16 protein-coding genes and 3 tRNA genes are annotated in these 19,382 nt (G+C 54.3%); all 19 read right to left on the minus strand.

Annotated elements, in window-relative coordinates; translation table 11 throughout:
• On the minus strand, positions 1-347 hold a 347-nt coding region (locus BN1117_RS12040), incomplete at its 3' end, for a restriction endonuclease BsuBI (RefSeq protein ID WP_040097751.1).
• Positions 344-1,813, minus strand: coding sequence for an Eco57I restriction-modification methylase domain-containing protein (locus BN1117_RS12045; RefSeq protein ID WP_040097674.1), 1,470 nt, complete (start codon positions 1,811-1,813; stop codon positions 344-346). The genes BN1117_RS12040 and BN1117_RS12045, both read right to left, overlap by 4 nt.
• Before the next feature lie 9 nt (positions 1,814-1,822).
• Positions 1,823-2,395, minus strand: coding sequence for a recombinase family protein (locus tag BN1117_RS12050; RefSeq protein ID WP_040097676.1), 573 nt, complete (start codon positions 2,393-2,395; stop codon positions 1,823-1,825).
• 178 nt (positions 2,396-2,573) lie between these two features.
• A complete protein-coding gene (locus BN1117_RS12055) occupies positions 2,574-3,830 on the minus strand; it encodes a plasmid recombination protein (protein ID WP_244463544.1) in 1,257 nt (418 codons plus the stop codon).
• Positions 3,831-4,587: 757 nt separating this feature from the next.
• A complete protein-coding gene (locus tag BN1117_RS12060; protein ID WP_052441509.1) occupies positions 4,588-6,024 on the minus strand; it encodes a DNA primase family protein in 1,437 nt (478 codons plus the stop codon).
• Positions 6,025-6,161: 137 nt separating this feature from the next.
• Positions 6,162-6,374, minus strand: coding sequence for a hypothetical protein (locus BN1117_RS19485; protein WP_156129976.1), 213 nt, complete (start codon positions 6,372-6,374; stop codon positions 6,162-6,164).
• 466 nt (positions 6,375-6,840) lie between these two features.
• A complete protein-coding gene (locus tag BN1117_RS12065; RefSeq protein WP_040097678.1) occupies positions 6,841-7,650 on the minus strand; it encodes a hypothetical protein in 810 nt (269 codons plus the stop codon).
• Positions 7,651-7,942: 292 nt separating this feature from the next.
• Entirely contained in the window at positions 7,943-8,986 is a 1,044-nt protein-coding gene (locus BN1117_RS12070; protein ID WP_040097680.1) for a tyrosine-type recombinase/integrase, read from the minus strand.
• Positions 8,987-9,075: 89 nt separating this feature from the next.
• Positions 9,076-9,162, minus strand: a tRNA-Leu gene (locus BN1117_RS12075).
• 41 nt (positions 9,163-9,203) lie between these two features.
• Positions 9,204-9,277 (minus strand) — tRNA-Cys (locus tag BN1117_RS12080).
• 35 nt (positions 9,278-9,312) lie between these two features.
• A tRNA-Gly gene (locus BN1117_RS12085) sits at positions 9,313-9,388 on the minus strand.
• Between the two features lie 181 nt (positions 9,389-9,569).
• Positions 9,570-10,124: a CDP-diacylglycerol--glycerol-3-phosphate 3-phosphatidyltransferase gene (gene pgsA, locus BN1117_RS12090; RefSeq protein ID WP_040097681.1), complete on the minus strand. Its 555-nt coding sequence runs from the start codon at positions 10,122-10,124 to the stop codon at positions 9,570-9,572.
• A gap of 199 nt (positions 10,125-10,323) precedes the next feature.
• A complete protein-coding gene (gene uvrC / locus BN1117_RS12095) occupies positions 10,324-12,177 on the minus strand; it encodes an excinuclease ABC subunit UvrC (protein ID WP_040097683.1) in 1,854 nt (617 codons plus the stop codon).
• A gap of 111 nt (positions 12,178-12,288) precedes the next feature.
• Positions 12,289-12,933, minus strand: coding sequence for a UvrY/SirA/GacA family response regulator transcription factor (uvrY, locus tag BN1117_RS12100; protein ID WP_040097685.1), 645 nt, complete (start codon positions 12,931-12,933; stop codon positions 12,289-12,291).
• A 212-nt stretch (positions 12,934-13,145) separates the two neighbouring features.
• A complete protein-coding gene (gene kdsB / locus BN1117_RS12105; protein WP_040097687.1) occupies positions 13,146-13,913 on the minus strand; it encodes a 3-deoxy-manno-octulosonate cytidylyltransferase in 768 nt (255 codons plus the stop codon).
• Positions 13,910-14,098 (minus strand): Trm112 family protein, encoded by a 189-nt coding sequence (locus BN1117_RS12110; RefSeq protein WP_040097688.1) that lies wholly within the window; start codon positions 14,096-14,098, stop codon positions 13,910-13,912. The genes kdsB and BN1117_RS12110 overlap by 4 nt, the downstream gene beginning before the upstream one ends.
• Positions 14,099-14,219: 121 nt before the next feature.
• A complete protein-coding gene (gene lpxK, locus BN1117_RS12115; RefSeq protein ID WP_040097690.1) occupies positions 14,220-15,215 on the minus strand; it encodes a tetraacyldisaccharide 4'-kinase in 996 nt (331 codons plus the stop codon).
• Positions 15,215-16,984: a lipid A ABC transporter ATP-binding protein/permease MsbA gene (gene msbA, locus BN1117_RS12120; protein ID WP_040097691.1), complete on the minus strand. Its 1,770-nt coding sequence runs from the start codon at positions 16,982-16,984 to the stop codon at positions 15,215-15,217. Before msbA ends, lpxK begins: the two co-directional genes overlap by 1 nt.
• 192 nt (positions 16,985-17,176) lie before the next feature.
• Positions 17,177-19,378, minus strand: a complete 2,202-nt coding sequence (locus BN1117_RS12125) for a DNA internalization-related competence protein ComEC/Rec2 (protein WP_040097693.1) — start codon at positions 19,376-19,378, stop codon at positions 17,177-17,179.
• Positions 19,379-19,382: the final 4 nt, after the last annotated feature.

Below are 19,382 nucleotides of genomic sequence, written 5' to 3' on the forward strand. Positions count from 1 at the left end.
GCGGCGGGTTCAATTTGGTAGCACCATTGTGGGCTGTTGACTGGCCGCGTTGGCTTATCTGGGTTCGCAACCGCCAGCCCTGCGTCACAAAACTGGTGCATGGTTTGACGACGCACTGATTCTCGGGTGTTCGGTTTGTAGTCTTTATTAAAGTGCTCCCGCGCCCAATTCATAATTGGTGTGATACCCAGAAGCGGGTTCTCCGCGTCTACCCATGCCTTGCCCGGTGTTAGGTTTAGGAGGGCCAGCAGGCAGAGGGCGGAACGCTCATTGTGCTGCGCACGGGGTAGGCCCAAGGAGACAATGATCTGCTGCGCAGCCTCGATGTAATCGCTTTTGTTGTTCATGCAGTCAGGGTTCCTAGCTTGGCATCGATCTGTTCTTGCGTAAGTGTTCCTTGCTGTGTCGCCCATTCGCCAAGTTGGATCAATGCGTCACGACTCGGATATTTCATCAGTTTGAGGTCAGTTGCATTAACTTGGGTATGGCCACTGAAACGCCGGAAATGCTCGTCTACTGCTGTCGTGTTCAGGAACACCGCCAGCCCTCTGGCCAGCGCCTCGGGCAAGCCACATTTACCCCCGTGAAAGAGGTTCATGTGATTCTCGAAGCCCAACACCGAATAGTCGCCAAAGGCAGCAGGATCAACCACGCTTGCCACCACCCTACGCTTTTCTTCCTTCGATGAAAAACGACGTACCAAGCAATAAAACCCGATCGGATATAGCCACTTTTCCGTCTCTTCGTTACGCATGATCGCATTAGGTTTCTTCAATCCCGGCACTGGCCAGACAGTGCTAGTCATACTCAAGTGGCCTGGGTAAATGAGAGGTACCGCACCGGGTTCTGGCATGTCGCGCAGGTGCGCTTTTAGTCTGAAATCAACAACCGGCCCGGTCGATACCTTCACGCCAATATCGGCCAGAGAGTAGCGCACGCTAGGTGATAGCTCGATGGCGCTTTTCTCAGTCGTGGTCGGCACATGAATGAAGCGCTCGGGGTCATCCGGGAACATGATTCGGTCGAACGGGTGTTCGTGAGTGGTCAAGTCAGAAAAGCTATCATCGGTCGAAGTCGTGACAGTGACAGGCCCTTGCTGGCCTCCACGTTCAAGCCTGATGATGATGTTCTCCTGCAGGACCTCATCATCCTTGAATGCCTTACTGCGCGAGTCGAATAGGTGTATATGACGGATAGCTGCCCGCTCAACGATGAAGTCACGGAACGGGCGGTAATAAGGCCCGTTGCAGAAACTGCGAGGAATGATGGCTACAATCTGACCGCCCGGAGCTACCTCACCCACGGCCAGCGCGACAAAGGCTGAATACAGATTCACTGTCTCGATGCCAACACTACGCAGAGCCAACCGGTGGGCAGATTGACTATTGATTTTCTTGTAAGGCGGATTGAGGATCGCATGGGTATAGCCTCGATCCATCAGACCTTCGGCAGTTGCCAACTCAATGTAATCTCCCGCAATTATACGAGAAGTCACTCGGCTATATCCGGTCAAGTGCTGCAAAAGGTGGCCGCGCAGCTTTTCGTCGATCTCATAGGCTGTTGCCTCGACAGACTCAAAGCCGAAGCCACCCGTCACCCAACGGTCGAGAAAAGCGCAGGACAACGAGCCCACGCCCGCACCTGCATCCAGTAGGCGGCAGGTATCCTGGGTACTAGGGGGGAACATGGACGCCATGAATCGGGCCACGCTGGAAGGCGTCATGAACTGGCCGAACTCGGCTTTGTGTTTCTGCGCTGTACGAGGTGCAACTTCTCGGCGCACGCTGTCGGCTGTTTCAAGTTGTTGGAGCATTCAAATTTCTCATTGATTCGGCGTGACTACACCGACATGCTTGTAAAGAGTGGTTCGAGATATGCCATATCGGCGGGCAACCTCGGCGACCTTAATTTCAGGATCTCGCAACAGGGCCTTAATTTCGCGCACCTGTTTTTCATCTAACTTCGGCTTTCGGCCACCATTGCGGCCACGGGCACGTGCGGCTATGAGTCCGGCATTTGTCCGCTCTCGAATCAAACCACGTTCGAACTCAGCCAACGCCGCAAACACATGGAAGACCAATTTACCGGCTGCGCTGCCCGTCTCAATCTTCTCCGTCAAGCTTTCGAAGCCAATGCCACGCTGCTCAAGATTGGCTACGATTTGCACTAAGTCAGGTAGGCTACGCCCCAGTCGATCTAGCCGCCAAACAACAAGCGTATCGCCAGCTCGTAACGCCTTAAGACACTGCTCAAGCTCCGGACGTGCAGAGGTGTTTTTACCGCTGGCCGCTTCCTCGTAGATCACCATGCATTCACCCTGTTTGAGCGCATCGCGCTGCAGGTCTAGATGCTGGTCGTCGGTCGAAACGCGAGCGTATCCAATGCGTTGATTCATTGACAGTACCGAAACATTGAAATATTAACGGCTATCTTAACGGTTTTGTGTTTGTCAGACCACGGAAAATGAGAGCCTTGCAGGGTGTCCATAAAACCACCGTTTTTTAAACACAACAGGTAGGTCAAAACGAACTCAACACCCTATAAACCGTTGGTATTTCCCGATACAAAAACCACTAAGGATTTGGGCCAGACTCAAATTCGAGGGCCTGTCTGACCTTGCTGGTTTTTTTGGCTGCTTTCGCTACGGGGTAGAGCACCTTCTGGATTTCTTCGGCAAGTGGGCGCCACTCTGATAAAGCAGCAATCGCAGTATCCGCATCGTCCTTGGCCTCCATCGCTTTGGGATCGCGGATAATCGCGGCAAATGCGGTGAGGATAGGTGACAAAACCATCCTCATCCGCTCCTCCATGACTGTGACCGCTTGTTTGGCCCAGCTTTCGGCCCTTATCGCTATCGCCTTCGCCTGCTCTACCTTCAGCAAAGAAGCCTCAATGCTCACCCTCGCATTTTCTTCGGCCTCTTTAACCCTCTCGGCAGCCTCGGCCAGCCGACACGCTGTCGCTGCTTCTTGTACAGCCAATTCGGCCAGTCTAGCCTCTGCTGCCTCAATTTCTGTGGCCCGCAGGATCACCTCTCCCAATAGGTCCTGACTCTGTTCTTCCATGTTCCGAGATCCGTACAGAGCGGCATCCTTGGTCGCGGTCAATAGCTGAGCTTCGGTGTAAAGCGGATCACCCCGTCCCAACAACCCTGTTCGATGCTCCACCTCTTGTCTGGCGATGATCTCTTTGATCCGCCGCATGCTCGGCCCCTTCGGCTTATTTGCCCTAATGAGCGCCGCATGAGCAGACAGTGCTCGTTGTTCAGCTTTCCACCCATCTCTGGATAACCGGCGCCGACACGGCCCGATACGAGCTAAGCCGAAGCTATTAGACTCTGTATAAATCTCGTCTTGCCAAGACCTCATGGCATCCTTGTACGCACGATTTTGCATTCCTTTTCGCTCGCCTCGCGCTGCTGAAGCACGCGCTGCGGCAACTCCAGGATGCACTGATCCGAACGACTCACCAGGCATCGGCACCAGATAAAAATGGATGTGCCGATACTTCTCATCGAGATGCTCGACCACTGATTTAAGTCTGTCGCCGTGCTTTTTTTTTAAAAAGCGAATCATCTCATTGCGATATTCCGGCCAGAGCTCATCTGGCAAATTTTCTGGCACACTAACCACACCAGCACATAGACACAGTCCATCGACCCTCAGTTTTCTCCCCCTCGGATCCACTGCCTGTTCCGCCCATTTAGTAGCCTGCTGTACGGCCTCCGATGGCGTTACTCCGAACCACTGAATAGGCGGAAGAGGTTCTTTCACATGCGGATGAGCACCGGGTTTCCGCTCGGCCTCGTCCGCTATCTGTTGGGCAGACATAACTTGGCCAGTCTTCGACCTCCCCCCCTGTCGTGCATAACCGTCAATATGTGCAAACTGATACCCGGCCATATGATTCCTCCGATTTAACTCTCCCAACGCTACTTCAAAAACGTCACCTTGGGGTGGTAAATATAAGCAAAGAGACCGACTATGCTTATTCGCCGCGCCCTTCGGTCTCGTCAGCATAAGCGTCGGCCCTGCGGGGCTAAAAAACTGGTTTTTGGATAGTTGATGTGTGAAGAGTCTGCAGTTCAATTGCTTAGTCTAAGTACATCCAAAGCTTATTTTTTAAATCGACTCGTGTGACCTAGCAACCCTGAAAGCAGGAGAATATTTCAGCGACACAATAGATTTTCTCAGCATGTGATGTGAACACTGGGAAAAATACTCCCAATGCTTCCACCCTCTATAAGCCAGTACTGGCGAGGATTACAATGGAGGACCATATAATATTAATGATTCCTGATACTTCCATCTCTTCCAAAAACTGGTGTTACGAACAAGGTTTGCTCATCCATCCAAAAATAATTTTTAAAAACCTTGAAAGAATTTGGCTCAGTTCAACGTGGAATAATTGGAGTTATTTGGAAGAATTAAAAAAACACTTCCAAATACCTAGCCCTTATAAAACAAGGTTTTCAGCAATACTGGAAGTATTGGAAGTGTTTTATACATTAAAACGAGTGCGAGAGAATAGGTACAACAGAAGACTACACCCATGGCAGACCTCTGTCGCCGTCTGGTTGACTATCTATTAGTCAACAACTGTTCTCGGCATAAACGACTCTACCTCATCGGTGATGACAATATTGGTGATAGTGCCATTACTGCTCCTCGTTTGATACTCTCGCCCCAGTTCTTTCGCCATCTGCTTCAGTGCTCGACTGACAGCATTTACTGAGAGCGGGCGATCCATGCCGTGATACTCCATGTATGTCAAATACAGGTGATAAAAAAACTTTCGTGGCTCTCGCTTGATATCCGTCTTCCCGCCCATGCGTAACCCGTTCGGCACCGCAATAAACTCAACCATGGAACACAAGTCAAATAGTGGATCGGAATCTCGCTTGACCACTATCGCGTCAGCTGAATTACGCTGCTCCCGCAACAATTTTTTTGCTTCATCATGATCTACAAATCGCTCCAACAGGTGGCGAATGATCACCGGCAGTTCAGTTGCAATCTTCTCATCCAGTTTTGAATCTTGATCAGCCTCGGCCACCACGTTGTTGAAGCTGAAAATTACTCGACGCCGTGCTATCCCGCCGTTTCGCTCGGTCATAACCATAGGTACGTTGTTAGTCGCCAGCACCACGGCCCGTACCTTGGCGCTAAACATCGGTTTGCCCTTCCGATTGATAGACACCAGATCCCCGCCAGAGATTGCCTTGAGTGTAGCGCCGTCACCAGCATACTTAGCTTGGTCTGGCAGTAGGATCAGACGTTTATCCCACAAGTTTTCTAGGCCAAATTCACTCTCCAAATGCCTCATTGAGCTACTGCCTATGTACTGCTTACCAACCAACAACTCACTCAAGTACGCCATAATCGATTTACCGCTCCCCCCCTCACCAGTGACTTCAAGAAACAACTGCCAGTCATAACGGTTGGCCAGCATCATAAACAGGGCAGCTAAGATGCGATCCGCCTTAGCCGCATCTCTACCGACGGCGTGATTCAACCAACTTATGAAGTTAGGGGCGCACGCCTCAAGAGTCTCATTTGGGGTTGGCTCTTCATAGGTTATCCCGTTGTGGCTCCGCAAGCCATCTGAGGGAGAGTGTGACCGAAATTGGCGAGTGGCCAAGTCATAGACCCCATTGGCGAAGCCGATCAAGTTGTCGCGGGGATTCTCAATCAAAGGGATCATATCCTTCATTGTGTCAACAGCCACCGCCAACATCGGACGACCGTACGCCACACCATTCTCCTTGCAAGTGGCAGCCAGCACCCGACGCAACATGGCATCAGACATTTGCTCCCAGAAACTCCCCGTGTAACGATATACGACTGCGGACACTATATCGACAGCAACCTCCCCTAGCTGTGCCCAAAGCAACTCGGCTAGACGGCTGGGAGATTTTGTATCTATTGTGACGTCCAATACTCGCGAGCCAGCCTCGGAGCGCAGGGGGATTACATCGGCTCCGACTTGACTTTCATCTATTTTTTTAATAATTTTATTGGACATATAAAACCCCTATGTACTTATTATTTCTCTGCAAGGAACTAATAAGTTAAATTTGATACTAATCTTTGATTGATGCTTTAAAATCAATCAGAGCATTGAAAGCCCCAATGTGCCTACATGGGGCTTTTTATATCCCATCACAATTCACCAGCTAACCACAGACCGAATAATGGCTTATTAATGAACAGGCGATTACCGATCTCGCGGCAGCACTTACGCAACCCCGCATCCTCATGGCGACCACGCAGACAGCGGAGTAAAACTTGATAATTCATTCCTGGAACATCAGCATCACGAATTGGTACCCAATTCTTAAGATCCATTGCGAGCTCTTGAACTTTACTATTCATAATCAATCCTCATAATATTAATGTTAAGTCAGTGCGAGTGACGGAGAATAGTATGGGACTGATTCGTGTACGAACACAACCACTTGATATTTATAATAAATAAAAACATACATTTTAATTTTAATAAAATAACTTTTAGACTTTCCTATAAATTAAAAAAGAATTTCAGATTATTATCCTTTTCCCACCCATACCTTTGCAATAACGCTTGTGACCTTGGCGCAGAGACGATGCAGCTGGCCGCCTTGGCCTTGTCGTAGCCACCACTCATGGCTTACTCCAAGACCAATGCGCTTGCTGATGGTGCTTACCGGGCTCCAACGCCAAGACAGGAGGGCCAGTTCAACAAATGGAATGACGCCCTCCGGAAAAAGCGCCTTGCGGGCGTGTGTACGACGATATCTCACTTGGTACTGGGCGTAGTCAGGCTGATACCTAGATCTGTACAACCTATCAGAGATAAAAATTACCTAACTACGTCCTTCATATCCTCTGGCCGTGGGAATTCCATTGGTTTAGGCTGCATATCAAGCGAACCATCACGAAGTTTGTTAAATATAACAAGCCATTTTCTTGCAAATTTTGCCCTCATCATCACGAATGCGGTTTGCTTGTGTATATCATCTAGCTCAAAATATAACCCTGTATATTTATTTGCCTTTGCTTTCGCTTCATCTTCTCTCCTCCCGTTGAGGTAGTTGTCGAAAGTAGTTGCAGCTAAATTTTGAACGGCACCTGAAACTCCACCAGTGTTAAAGGACGTTGAGTGTTCACGATGACTATATCCTTCTTCATAAAATTTTACTTTTAAAATCTTATTAAGTGGATATACAACTGCCCTAGTGGTCTCGGGTTTATCATCATCTCCCTCAACAATCGAAATGGCTTTATTTTCTACATCAACAGCTAGTCCGCTACTTACCTCTCGCGAGTAGTAATCTACTCTTTTCAAGCCTCGTAATGACTCAGCCAAATAATGTTCGAGTGATTTGTTTGATTTTTCTATTATTTTCCTTACCCTGCGGCCATGTATCATGTAAATACAAAAAACCACCATGAAAAACATAAACCACCCAGCTAGCACATTATCATTAGCAATAAAACCATATTTTACAGACAATAGTAGAACTGTCACTCCTGATATAAAGCCACAAACGATATAAACCAATGCATCCCTAACTAACATAGCCTTATAGAGGACTTTTACTTCCGAAGGTGTGATTTTACAAGATGAGATAATGTCCCGAATCATTTCCGCCTCTCTAATGTCTTGCATGAAAAAACATCCCTTATTGTTGATTGAAATTTAAAATAACTATATTAAAAATCAATTTTTATAAAACAATTCCAGCCAAATTCGGCAATGCCAAGTCACTCAGCCCCAGTGAATGCCAAAAAATCAAGCATAACCAGTAACATAACGGTACTAGCCTGACACCAGACCTGAATTCAATAGAGTTCTCGTCAATATAGAGTTCCGGCGTACAGGAAGCTTACTTAGCTACGCTATTAAACAAGAATACCTTTGCAAAAGATAGGGGCCATAAGAGCCCCTTAATAAATTCTGGTCAGTGGCTCACAGAAAGTGCATTCCCGTTTATTATTTTTCCAAAAACATCTTCAACTGCTCTTTTTTTACTCTCTATACAAAGGTGAACGTAACGCTGGGTCGTTATGATTGATTTATGACCGAGAACATCTTTGATCAAGAAAAGTGAAGCCCCACTCATGGCAAGGTAGCTGCCCGTTGTGTGGCGGAGTCCGTGGAACACTAAACCACTGATCTCAGCCTGTTTCAGTGCTGCGTACCAATGCTGGTCGAAATACTTGAAGGGAAACAGATTGTCATCAGGATGAGGGAACAGCCAACCATTACCAATACCACGAAATGTGATCAATTCATTCAAGCAGTCGTCTGTGAGTGGCAGGACTCTGTTTGTACCGTTTTTTGTATCGATTAGGGTAGCTGTCTTATCTTGGAAGTTGATCGCGCTCCAGCGTAGTCCCAGAAGCTCAGACCGACGCGCTCCAGTGCTCACGGCCATCAGCACAAGTAAGTGCAGGCGCTCCCACTGGCTGACCTTGCAAGCTGCTAATAGTCGCTCCAGTTCCTCACGGGATGCGAATCGCTCACGTTGCTGGGCTTCTTTGATTTGCTTTATTTGGCGGGCGGGGTTGTGCTGGCAGTCATAGCGATCGTTGATGAACTCGAACACAGAAGATAGCGCTGACTTGTACCGATTATGGGTAGCCGTAGCCATGCCATCATCAAGCATCGACTGTAAGCACTTTTTAACGTCTTGTTTTGTAATTTTACCGATTAGCTTGTCGGCACCAATCGCACCGACCCACCAATTGAGACGCCCTTTAACGTTAGGGTCTTTTCCGGTGTGCTGATCGAGGTACTCAGCTATGGCGTTTTGGAGGGATAGGGTATTGAGCGTGACATTAGCCAGTGTTCCAGCCAAGTCAGCATTGAGGGTGATGAGTGCCGCAAACTTCTCGGCCTCTTTTTTTAGCCTGAATGTTTTAGATACACGAGAACCCTCCCGCATGAATTCCACACGGTAGGTTTTTCCTTTTGCGCCTTTTCGTTCTTGAACTTTAGCCATTTAACACCTCTTCGCCTAATTGCGCCTAGAATGGTGTCAACTCGCACTGACTAAGTTTTGAACTTTTCTTTTAAAATCAACATTTTAAATGGTGCCCGAGGCCGGAATCGAACCGGCACGACGCGAACGTCGAGGGATTTTAAATCCCTTGTGTCTACCGATTTCACCACTCGGGCACCGCAATCGGTATCAAGCTCGCGTGGCGGGCTTGTCAATATGGAGGCACGTTCCGGAGTCGAACCGGACTAAACGGATTTGCAATCCGCTGCATAACCGCTTTGCTAACGCGCCATGCAAAAGAGAGTTGGCTCTCTATTGTCTGAATTTGGAGCGGGAAACGAGACTCGAACTCGCGACCCCGACCTTGGCAAGGTCGTGCTCTACCAACTGAGCTATTCCCGCATCGGTCTGGCTGACTGCCTGACTACGAGGACGCATTCTAGCGATGTTCCTCGCCCAGTCAACCAGAAATATTTAATTACCTGATCGTTCGGGCATTTTTTGCCCTTTTTGAACAGTTTTAGCGCCTTTGGCCGTTTCCTGCCTCAAATCAGCGGAAACTTCACCTTGCGATGCAGATGACTCACTGGCTGGCGTGGTGGGCCAGATCACCCCAAGCCGCCTTCATGTACTGGAACATCGACCAGAAGGTGAGCACGGTGGCGACATAGAGCATCACATAGGCGAGCCACACCATCCAGACGTTGTATTGCCAGATAAGGCCAGTGAGCGACACCATCTGGATCATGGTCTTCCACTTGCCAATCCAGCTGACCGCCACCGAGGAGCGTTTGCCGAGCTCAGCCATCCACTCACGCAGGGCGGAGATGATGATCTCGCGGCCAATCATGGTCATGGCGGGGATGGTGACCCAGATGGTGTTGTAGTGTTCGACGATAACCACCAGGGCGGCGGCAACCATGATCTTGTCGGCAACCGGGTCAAGGAAGGCGCCAAAAGGGGTGGACTGGTTGAGCTTGCGGGCCAAATAGCCATCAAACCAGTCGGTGGCAGCGGCCAGAATAAAGATGATGGCGGCAGCCAGATAGGACCATTGATAAGGCAGATAGAACAGGATGACGAAGACGGGAATGAGCAAAATCCGGAAAAACGTCAACAGGTTAGGTATGTTTGTCATTATTTTCAGCCACTTCTTGTACGTCGCTATATAGTGCGCCAAAGCCGATTTGCGATGCAACCGCACTGGCGCCCGTCTTGGTCTTTTTAATCCATCACTCTTCTCAAAATGCGGGGGCCATTATGGCATTTACGGCCCCCCCGCGTCACGGCTCTTGTGCATCAAGGGGTTAGCGATGTTGTCATACCGCTAACCCTGCTCAGGCGCTGTGCAAGCTATCGTGAATGGTCTGGGCCAGCTCCTGACTGATGCCGGGCACCTTGGCCAGTTCATCCACGCTCGCCTTTTTGACCTCCTGCAAGCCGCCCAGATATTTGAGCAGCGCCTGCCGCCGTTTCGGCCCCACCCCCGGAATGTCCTCCAGGGTGCTGCTGGTGCGGGCCTTGGCACGCCGCGCCCGGTGGCCGGTAATGGCAAAACGGTGGGATTCATCACGAATATGCTGAATAAGGTGCAAAGCGGGCATATCTGCCGGTAAATGCAGCTCTTCGTGGCTCTCCCCCATGATGAGCGTTTCCAACCCTGCCTTGCGAGTCACCCCCTTGGCAATCCCCACCAGCAGCGGATATTTGCCGCCGAGGAACTCCAGCTGACGGGCCAGGATCTCTTCGGCGCGGCGCAACTGGCCGAGGCCACCGTCGATAAACAGCACGTCCGGCACCTTGTCCGGCTCCTGCTGCTTGCCAAAGCGGCGCTCCAGCGCCTGCTCCATCGCTGCGTAGTCATCACCGCCGGTGATGCCGTCGATATTAAAACGACGATATTCCGATGAGAGCGGCCCCTCCCGGTTGAACACCACGCAAGAAGCCACCGTGCGCTCCCCCATGGTGTGGGAGATATCGAAACACTCCATGCGGGCGATGGGGCGCTCCAGCTCCAGCAGCTCTTCCAGCTGGTCGTAGCGGGCGGTGATGGTGCTCTTGTGAGCCAGCCGCGAGCGCAGCGCCGTCTCGGCGTTGATAGAGGCGAGCTTGATAAAGCGGGCCCGTTCGGCGCGGGTACGGCTCACCACCCGCACCTTGTAGCCTGCGGTCTGGCTCAGGGTCTCGGCGATGACGCTCTCGTCCTCAAGGGCCACATCGAGCAGCACCTCGCTCGGGATCTGCCGCCCCCCCTGCCCCGACAGATAGAACTGCAGCAGGAAGGATTGCACCACCTCATCGAGCTGGGTATCGGCCGGCACTTTCGGGAAGTAGCTGCGCGAACCCAGCACCTTGCCCTGACGGATAAAGAGCACGTGGATGCAGGCAGCGCCTTGTTCGAAGGAAACCCCCACCACGTCCAGCTCGTCCAGTACGTTGCCGCTCACCGACTGCTGCTCGGTGACCCGGCGCAGCGCCAGGATCTGATCCCGATAGCGGGCCGCCTCTTCAAAGCGCAGATCGCCGCTGGCGGACTCCATCTTGCCCACCAGTTCGCCAATCACCTGCTGGTTCTTGCCCGCCAGAAACAGCTTGGCCAGCGCCACCTGCTGGGCATATTCGGCCTCACTCACCAGCCCGGGCACGCAAGGGCCGGCGCAGCGTTTGAGCTGATAGAGCAGACACGGGCGGGTACGGTTGGCATAGACTGCATCCTCGCACTGACGCACCGGAAAAATTTTCTGCATCAGGTGCAAGCTCTCGCGCACCGCGCCGCCGGAAGGGTATGGGCCGAAGTACTCCCCCTTCACCTTGCGGGCGCCACGATGGACGCCGATGCGCGGATGCTGGTGCGCGGTGATGATGATCCAGGGGTAGGATTTGTCGTCCCGCAGCAGCACGTTGTAGCGGGGCTGGAACTGCTTGATCAGGTTGTGCTCGAGGATCAGCGCCTCGGTCTCGGTGTGGGTGACGGTGACCTGAATATCGGCGATCTGGCGCACCAGTGTACGGGTCTTGATGCTGTCGACGTTGGTGCGAAAGTAGGAGGCGAGCCGCTTTTTCAGATCCTTGGCCTTGCCCACATAGATCACGGTGCCACCGCTGTCATACATACGGTAGACGCCGCTCTGGTGGGTGACGGCGCTCAGAAACGCCTTGCTGTCGAAGAGAGGTTCGGGGGAGAGGGTCATCAGCTACTCGGCTCACACAAAGGCAACAATTGACGGGCAGCGCATACTGCTCCCGCACGACAAAAAGCAAAAAGGCGGCACTTGCCGCCTTTGTGACCACACGCCACCCGATTAGAGGGTATCGGCATCCAGCATGCCATAGCGAATGGCCAGATGGGTCAGCTCCACATCACCGTTGATCCCCAGCTTGCTGAACAGACGATAGCGGTAGCTGTTGACCGTCTTCGGGCTCAGGTTGAGCTGCTCGGAGATATCGGTCACCTTCTGCCCCTTGGTGATCATCATCATGATCTGCAGCTCGCGCTCGGAGAGGGACTTGAAGGGATTCTCGTCAGCAGAAGCAAACTGGCTAAGGGCCATCTGCTGGGCAATCTCGGGGGAGATGTAACGCTGACCGGAGTGGACCAGCCGGATCGCCTGGATCATCTCGTCGGGGCCAGCACCCTTGGTCAGATAACCGGCGGCACCTGCCTGCATCACCTTGGTAGGGAACGGATTTTCTGAGTGGATGGTCAGCACTATAATGCGCACATCGGGGCGGATCCGCAGAATTTTGCGGGTCGCTTCCAGACCGCCAATACCCGGCATGTTCATATCCATCAGGATCACATCCGGATGGTGTTGGCGACAGAAAGTGACTGCGGTCTCGCCACTCTGTGCCTCGCCCACCACCTTGATCCCGCGCACATCTTCCAGAATGCGTCTTATCCCTGTACGCACCAGCTCATGATCATCGACCAGGAATACATTTATCACCCAAACACCCCGTATTATCTTGTTTTAGCCGCCCGGTTAGGGTTAACAGGGCGTCTTGCATCATAACCAAACTCGCCGCTTTGGCAAACCATGTGCGCCAAAAGTTTGAAAAAAGTAGTAATTGGTGTTTAAAATCAAATAATTATATAAGATTTCAAAACAAAAAACGGCATCTTGCGATGCCGTTTTTTGTGACGTTGGTGCAGTGGCCATCACTTGGCCAAAAACGCGCGCACCTTCTCCAGATCGGCCTGGGTATCCACCCCGACCGGCGGCGCTTCATGGGCCTGGGCGACGTGGATCTTCTCCCCGTACCAGAGCACCCGCAGCTGCTCCAGCGCCTCGACCTGCTCCAGTACGCTTGGAGCCCAGTCTACATAACGCTGGATAAAGCCGGCGCGGTAGGCGTAGATGCCGATATGACGCTGGTAGTGGTCACCAATCTGCTCGTGGCTCCCAGCAATGCGATCACTGGCAGCAAAGCGATCCCTGTCCCAGGGAATGCAAGCGCGACTGAAGTAGAGGGCGTAACCATCCTTGTCAGTCACTACTTTCACTGCATTCGGGTTGAATGCCTCGTCGGCATCCTGGATCGGCACCGACAGGGTCGCCATCGGCGCCGTGGCGGCAGCCAGATTGTCTGCCACCTGACGAATGATGGCAGGCGGAATGAGCGGCTCATCTCCCTGCACATTGACGATGATGGTATCGGCGGCAAAACCGCAGTGACGGCACACCTCGGCCAGTCGTTCAGTACCGGACTGGTGATCCGCTGAGGTCATGCACACCTCGACGCCTGTACTGTGCAATGCCTGCTGTACCCTGGCATCGTCAGTGGCAACGATCACCCGATCTGCGCCCGATTGCAGGGCTTTTTCCACCACGTGCTGCACCATGGGCTTGCCATGGATATCCGCCAGCGGTTTGCCCGGCAGACGGGTTGACGCATAGCGGGCAGGAATAACGACGACGAAACTCATGACGGCAGCTCGTCACTGCTGAGCTGCCGGGCACGGTTCTCCAGCAGCACCGGGATCCCCTCCTCCAGCGGATAGGCCAGCTTGTCAAAGCGGCAGACCAGCTCATGAACCGCTTTGTTGTAGTGCAGCTTACCCTTGCAGACCGGGCAGGCGATGATGTCGAGCAACTTGATGTCCAAAGCCAAAACGATACTCCTTCAACGATGTCGCGCTGGCGGATTTATCACGCCAGCGATGGATGTCGAGCAACCAGATATTCCATGCGGGACCTATCAAGCCCCTGCTCCCCCGCCAAGGCGGGAGAGATTAATTGTGCACCTTGGCCGCACCCTTCCCCTTTACCCCGAGCTTGTGCAACAGGGTGTCGAGCAGGGAGGTGGGCAACTCGGCACTGACTGGCAGATACCACCAGTTTTCGAGGGCAAACGGGCGGCACTTGACCGCATCCTTCTCGGTCATCAGCAGCGGCTTGCTGGCAAAGCGCCCCACCAGCTCATCCCGATCGAAAGGGTGATGATCGCCGTAGGCTGCCTGCTGATCCAGCTGATAGCCGAGCCCTTCCAGGGTGGCAAAGAAGCGGGGCGGATGACCGATCCCCGCCAGCGCATCGACGGGCCCTGCGAGAGGGGCTGCCAGCGGTGCATCATCGCATACCCGACGCGGCACGTCGGCGACCAGTTGCATGGGGTACTCCCCCTTGCCCGACTCGCCGCCGTTGCAGATGATGGCGTCCACCCGTTTGAGCCGGGTGACCGGCTCGCGCAGCGGCCCCATCGGCAGCAAGCAGACGTTACCGAAACGGCGCGCTCCGTCCACCACCACCAGCTCGATGTCGCGGGCCAGTGCATAGTGCTGCAGGCCATCGTCGGTGATGATGATGTCCACTTCGCCGCTCTGCTCCAGCAAGCGCACCGCATCGGCCCGTTTCGGGGCCACCACCACCGGGCAGCCGCAGCGCCGGGCAATCAGCACAGGCTCATCACCTGCTTGCCCCGTGGTGCTGGCGGCATCGAGCCGGTACGGGTAATGGGGCGCCTTGCCACCATAACCACGGCTCACCACCCCGGGGCGATAGCCGCGGGCCTGCAGTTGCTCCACCAGCCAGACCACCACCGGGGTCTTGCCGTTGCCCCCCACCGAGATATTGCCCACCACGATCACCGGCAAGGAGGAGCGATACCCCGTTAGCCAGCCATGGCGATAGGCATAACGGCGGGTGCCGCTGATGATGGCAAACAGCAGGGCAAAGGGGGCCAGCAACCAGCGCCAGCCACTGTTACCGTACCAGAGCTTTTGCAACATTAGCCCTGGGTTCCCTGCGCATGGTTACCAAACTGAATGGCGCGCAGCTGGGCATAGGTGCCGCGCTGCTCCATCAATGCGGCGTGGTTACCACGCTCGACGATATGGCCTTCGTCGATCACCAGGATCTCGTCCGCCTTCTCGATGGTGGAGAGGCGGTGGGCGATCACCAGCGAGGTACGGGCCTTGCAAAGCTCGTCGATGGCAGCCTGAATGTGGCGCTCGGACTCGGTATCGAGGGCCGAGGTGGCTTCATCCAGCAGCAGAACCGGCGCATCGCGCAGCAGAGCACGGGCAATGGCAACCCGCTGGCGCTGACCACCAGAGAGGGATGCACCGTTCTCGCCAACCACGGTGTCGTACCCCAGCGGCATCTTGCTGACGAACTCGTCGGCATGGGCGATGCGCGCAGCCTGGACGATCTGGTCGCGGCTGTATTGCTCTTCTGCGGCGTAGGCGATGTTGCTCGCCACCGTGTCATTGAACAGGTGAACATGCTGGGAGACCAGTGCGTACTGCTTGCGCAGCTCGCTCAACTTGTATTCGCGGATATTGATGCCGTCCAGCAGGATCTCGCCCTGATCGATGTCGTAGAAGCGGGTCAACAGGCTGGCAATGGTACTCTTGCCAGAGCCGGAACGGCCCACCAGCGCCACCGACTTACCCGCCTCCACCTTGAAGCTGACGTTGTGCAGCGCCGGGGTGTCCTTGGTCGGATAGGTGAAGGTGACGTTGCGAAACTCGATCTCGCCGCGGGCGCGATCCAGAGTGCGGGTGCCGGTATCCTGCTCCGGCTCGGTGTCGAGCAGGCCAAACAGACTGTGGCAGGCGGTAATGGCGCGCTGGAACTGGTTGTTGACGTCGGTCAGGCTTTTCAGCGGCTTGAGCAGCATCATCATGGAGGTGATCATGACGGTGAAGGTACCGGCAGTCAGCTCGCTGCGCACACTGTCGATGGTAGCTACATAGAGGAAGGCGGCCAGCGCGATGGAGGCAACCATCTGCACCACCGGGCTGCCGATGGCATCGGCGGCGACCATCTTCATGGTCTGCTGGCGCATGTTGTTGCTGACCCGGAAGAAGCGCTTCTCTTCCACCTTCTGGCCACCAAACATCAGCACCTCTTTATGCCCTTTAAGCATCTGCTCGGTGGAGGTGGTGATATCCCCCACCGCCTGCTGGATGTGACGGCTGATCTGGCGGAAACGACGGCTGATAAGGCCGATAATGACCCCCACCAGCGGGCCAACCACCAAAAAGATCACCGACAGCTGCCAGGAGTGCCAGAACATCAGGCCAAGCAGGCCGACTACGGTCGCCCCTTCCCGCACCAGGGTCACCAGCGTGGTGCTCGCCGCCGAGGAGACCTGGCTGGCGTCATAGGTCACTTTGGAGAGCAGGTGACCGGTGTTCTGACGGTCGAAGAAGCTCATCGGCATCGCCACCATGTGATTGAACACCTGCTGTTGCAGACGCATCACCACATGGTTGCCGACCCAGGCCATGCAGTAGTTGGAGAGAAAGTTCGCGACACCGCGCAGGGCCACGATGCCGAGAACAAAGAAGGGCATCCATTTCAAGACGGTGCTGTCGTTGCCATTGATGCCCTGATCGATCAGCGGCTTGATGGAGTAGACAAATGTGGTATCCACGGCGGCGTAGCCCAGCATCCCGATGATGCCACCGACCAGACCCAGCTTGCGATCACGGACATAACCGAGCAGGCGTTTGAATACTGGCCAACTCTCTTGTGAGGTTTCTTGTTGCATGAATAGCCGTTAGTAATGGAAATGACGGGCTATTCTAGCCAAAGCGCAGGATTACACCAAGCATCACCACTGATATCACCCCCATAGAGAATCAATCGAACACAGAAATGGCGCTTTATCGCTCACGACAATGCCCGGTGTCTACCCAGCACCACTCCCCATATCGCCAGCATCCACGGTGGCATTGAACAATTATCGACCTGGCCACACGCTCGGGCGCCACCATTCGCCACTGCGCCGGTACCAGGGGCCCTGCTCACGTTCAGCCGTCACCCGCAGCCCCTCTGCCCGCGGCTCGACCAACACGCTCCCTTGACGGCCGGTTATCCACTGACGAGCAGGCTGATAACGGGTCACCACCTCAGTACGGGGAAAACTCCATCGGTTCATAAAGCCGGCACTGTGGATCACATCCTGTGCAGCCACCGCAGCAACAAACGGGGGGGTGGAGGAGGTTCGGCTGCCATGATGGGGACTCACCAGCAGGGTGCTGGCCAGCCCCTCCCCTTCCAGCGCCACCAGTCGCTGCTCTGCCTGCCGCTCGATATCGCCACTGAGCAATACGCTGTGCTCCCCATCGCTGATACGCACTACGCAACTGTCGTTGTTGCGTCCACTACCAGAGTGTTCAGGCCACAACACCGCGAAGGTCAGACCTTGCCAATGCCACTGCTGCCCGCGCTGGCAGAGGGTGGTTGTGCTATCAAAGGGATAGGAGGAAATTTCGTTGCGCACGGTCAGAATACTCAGCAACCGCTGGCGATTACCGGCATGATCCCGATCCTTGTGGCTAATGATTAAATGGTCGATCACCCGGATCCCGAGGTGGTTCAACTGAGGCAGGATCACCGTATCGGCCATGTTGTAGCCACCCGGAAAACGATCACCGGTATCATAGAGGATGGCACGATCCCCCTTGCTGAGCAGTACCGCCAGCCCCTGCCCCACATCCAGCACCCGCAGTTGCCAGCGGGCAGGCGTTGGCCAGAGCGCCAACAACAGCGCACACAGACCCGGTAGCAACAGCCAACGTGCCGGGCGCCACTGCGCGGCGAACCAGAGCAGCAACAGCAGGGTGCAGAGCGGCAGCCACCAGCCGGGCAGTGGCCACCACAGTTGCAACTGGTCGGCCAACCAGTTCAGAAGCGACAACACCCATCCCAACCCCTGATCTGCCAGCCAGAACAGGAGATGGGAGAGCGCACCCGAAAATGGCGTCAGCAGCACACCGCTCAACGCCAGCGGAATGATGGCAATACAAAATAACGGCATTGCCAGCAAGTTGATCACCATGGCGAGCGGTGCGATGCCGCCGAATAATGCGAGCTGTAGTGGCAACAGGCCAAGCAGTAACCAGAGCTGGATCTGCCAGAGTGCTGGCTTGTCATGTAGGTACCCCACCAGCAGCAGGATGGCCACCGCCAGAAACGAGAGCCAGAATCCTGCTGAATAGAGGGCAAAGGGATCCCACAGGGTCAACACCACAAAGGCCCATAACCAGACCCGGTACGCCGGCCACTCCCGCCTGCGCCAGCGCAGCACGCTCCATACCAGCACCATGATGAGTGCTCGCTCGGTTGCAATGGCAAAACCGGCCAGCCAGCTGTAGGTGACCGCAAAGAGCAGAGACACGCAGATGGCACTGCGCCACCCGACGATCCGGCCAAGCCACCAGCCGAGCACCGCAACCAAGGCAATATGCTGCCCGGAGATCGCAATAATATGGGTAAGGCCACCACCACGAAACAGGGCCCACTGGTGATCGCTGATCCCGCCACGCTCACCAAAGGTAAGCGCAGCCAGCAGGGGGGCATGGGCCAATCCTTGCCAACTGTTGCCAGCCTTTACCAACCAGCGTTCACGCAAACCGGGAGGGACGCTCTCTATTTCGATGAGCCGACGCAGATTGCCGGTCGCAGTGATCCCCTTGCCCAGCAGCAAACGCCGCCCATCCAGTCCCGCCTCGTTGGCAAGGCCATGGGCAGGTTTGAGCGAACTTACCAGGGTGACCTGGCTGCCCATGGTCATGGCGGGTAACGCCTGATAGGCATTGACCCGGATCAGGGGCTCAGGTGTCACCGATTGCCCATCGAGCGTCCTCACTCGCAGCAACAGTCGCACAAATTTATCCCCCTCGGGCTCCGCACTTTGCAACTGTGCGGTTATCATGTGGCTGGTCTGATCGCCTAACCGCTCCAGCCAAGCCAGTCGATAGGCAATATTTGCCTGCATCCAGAGGATGCCAAGCAGGAGAAACAACCACCGCCAGGCACGGTAATATACAAGGGGGATCAGCAGGGACAGCAACAGCCCCCCCCATGCAAGTGAAGGTAACCATGGCCAGAGCAGTGAGGAGCTTGCCCCCAGGGCAAACGACAACAGACGCAGATCCATGGAG

Source organism: Aeromonas australiensis (assembly GCF_000819725.1).
Lineage (GTDB): Bacteria > Pseudomonadota > Gammaproteobacteria > Enterobacterales > Aeromonadaceae > Aeromonas > Aeromonas australiensis.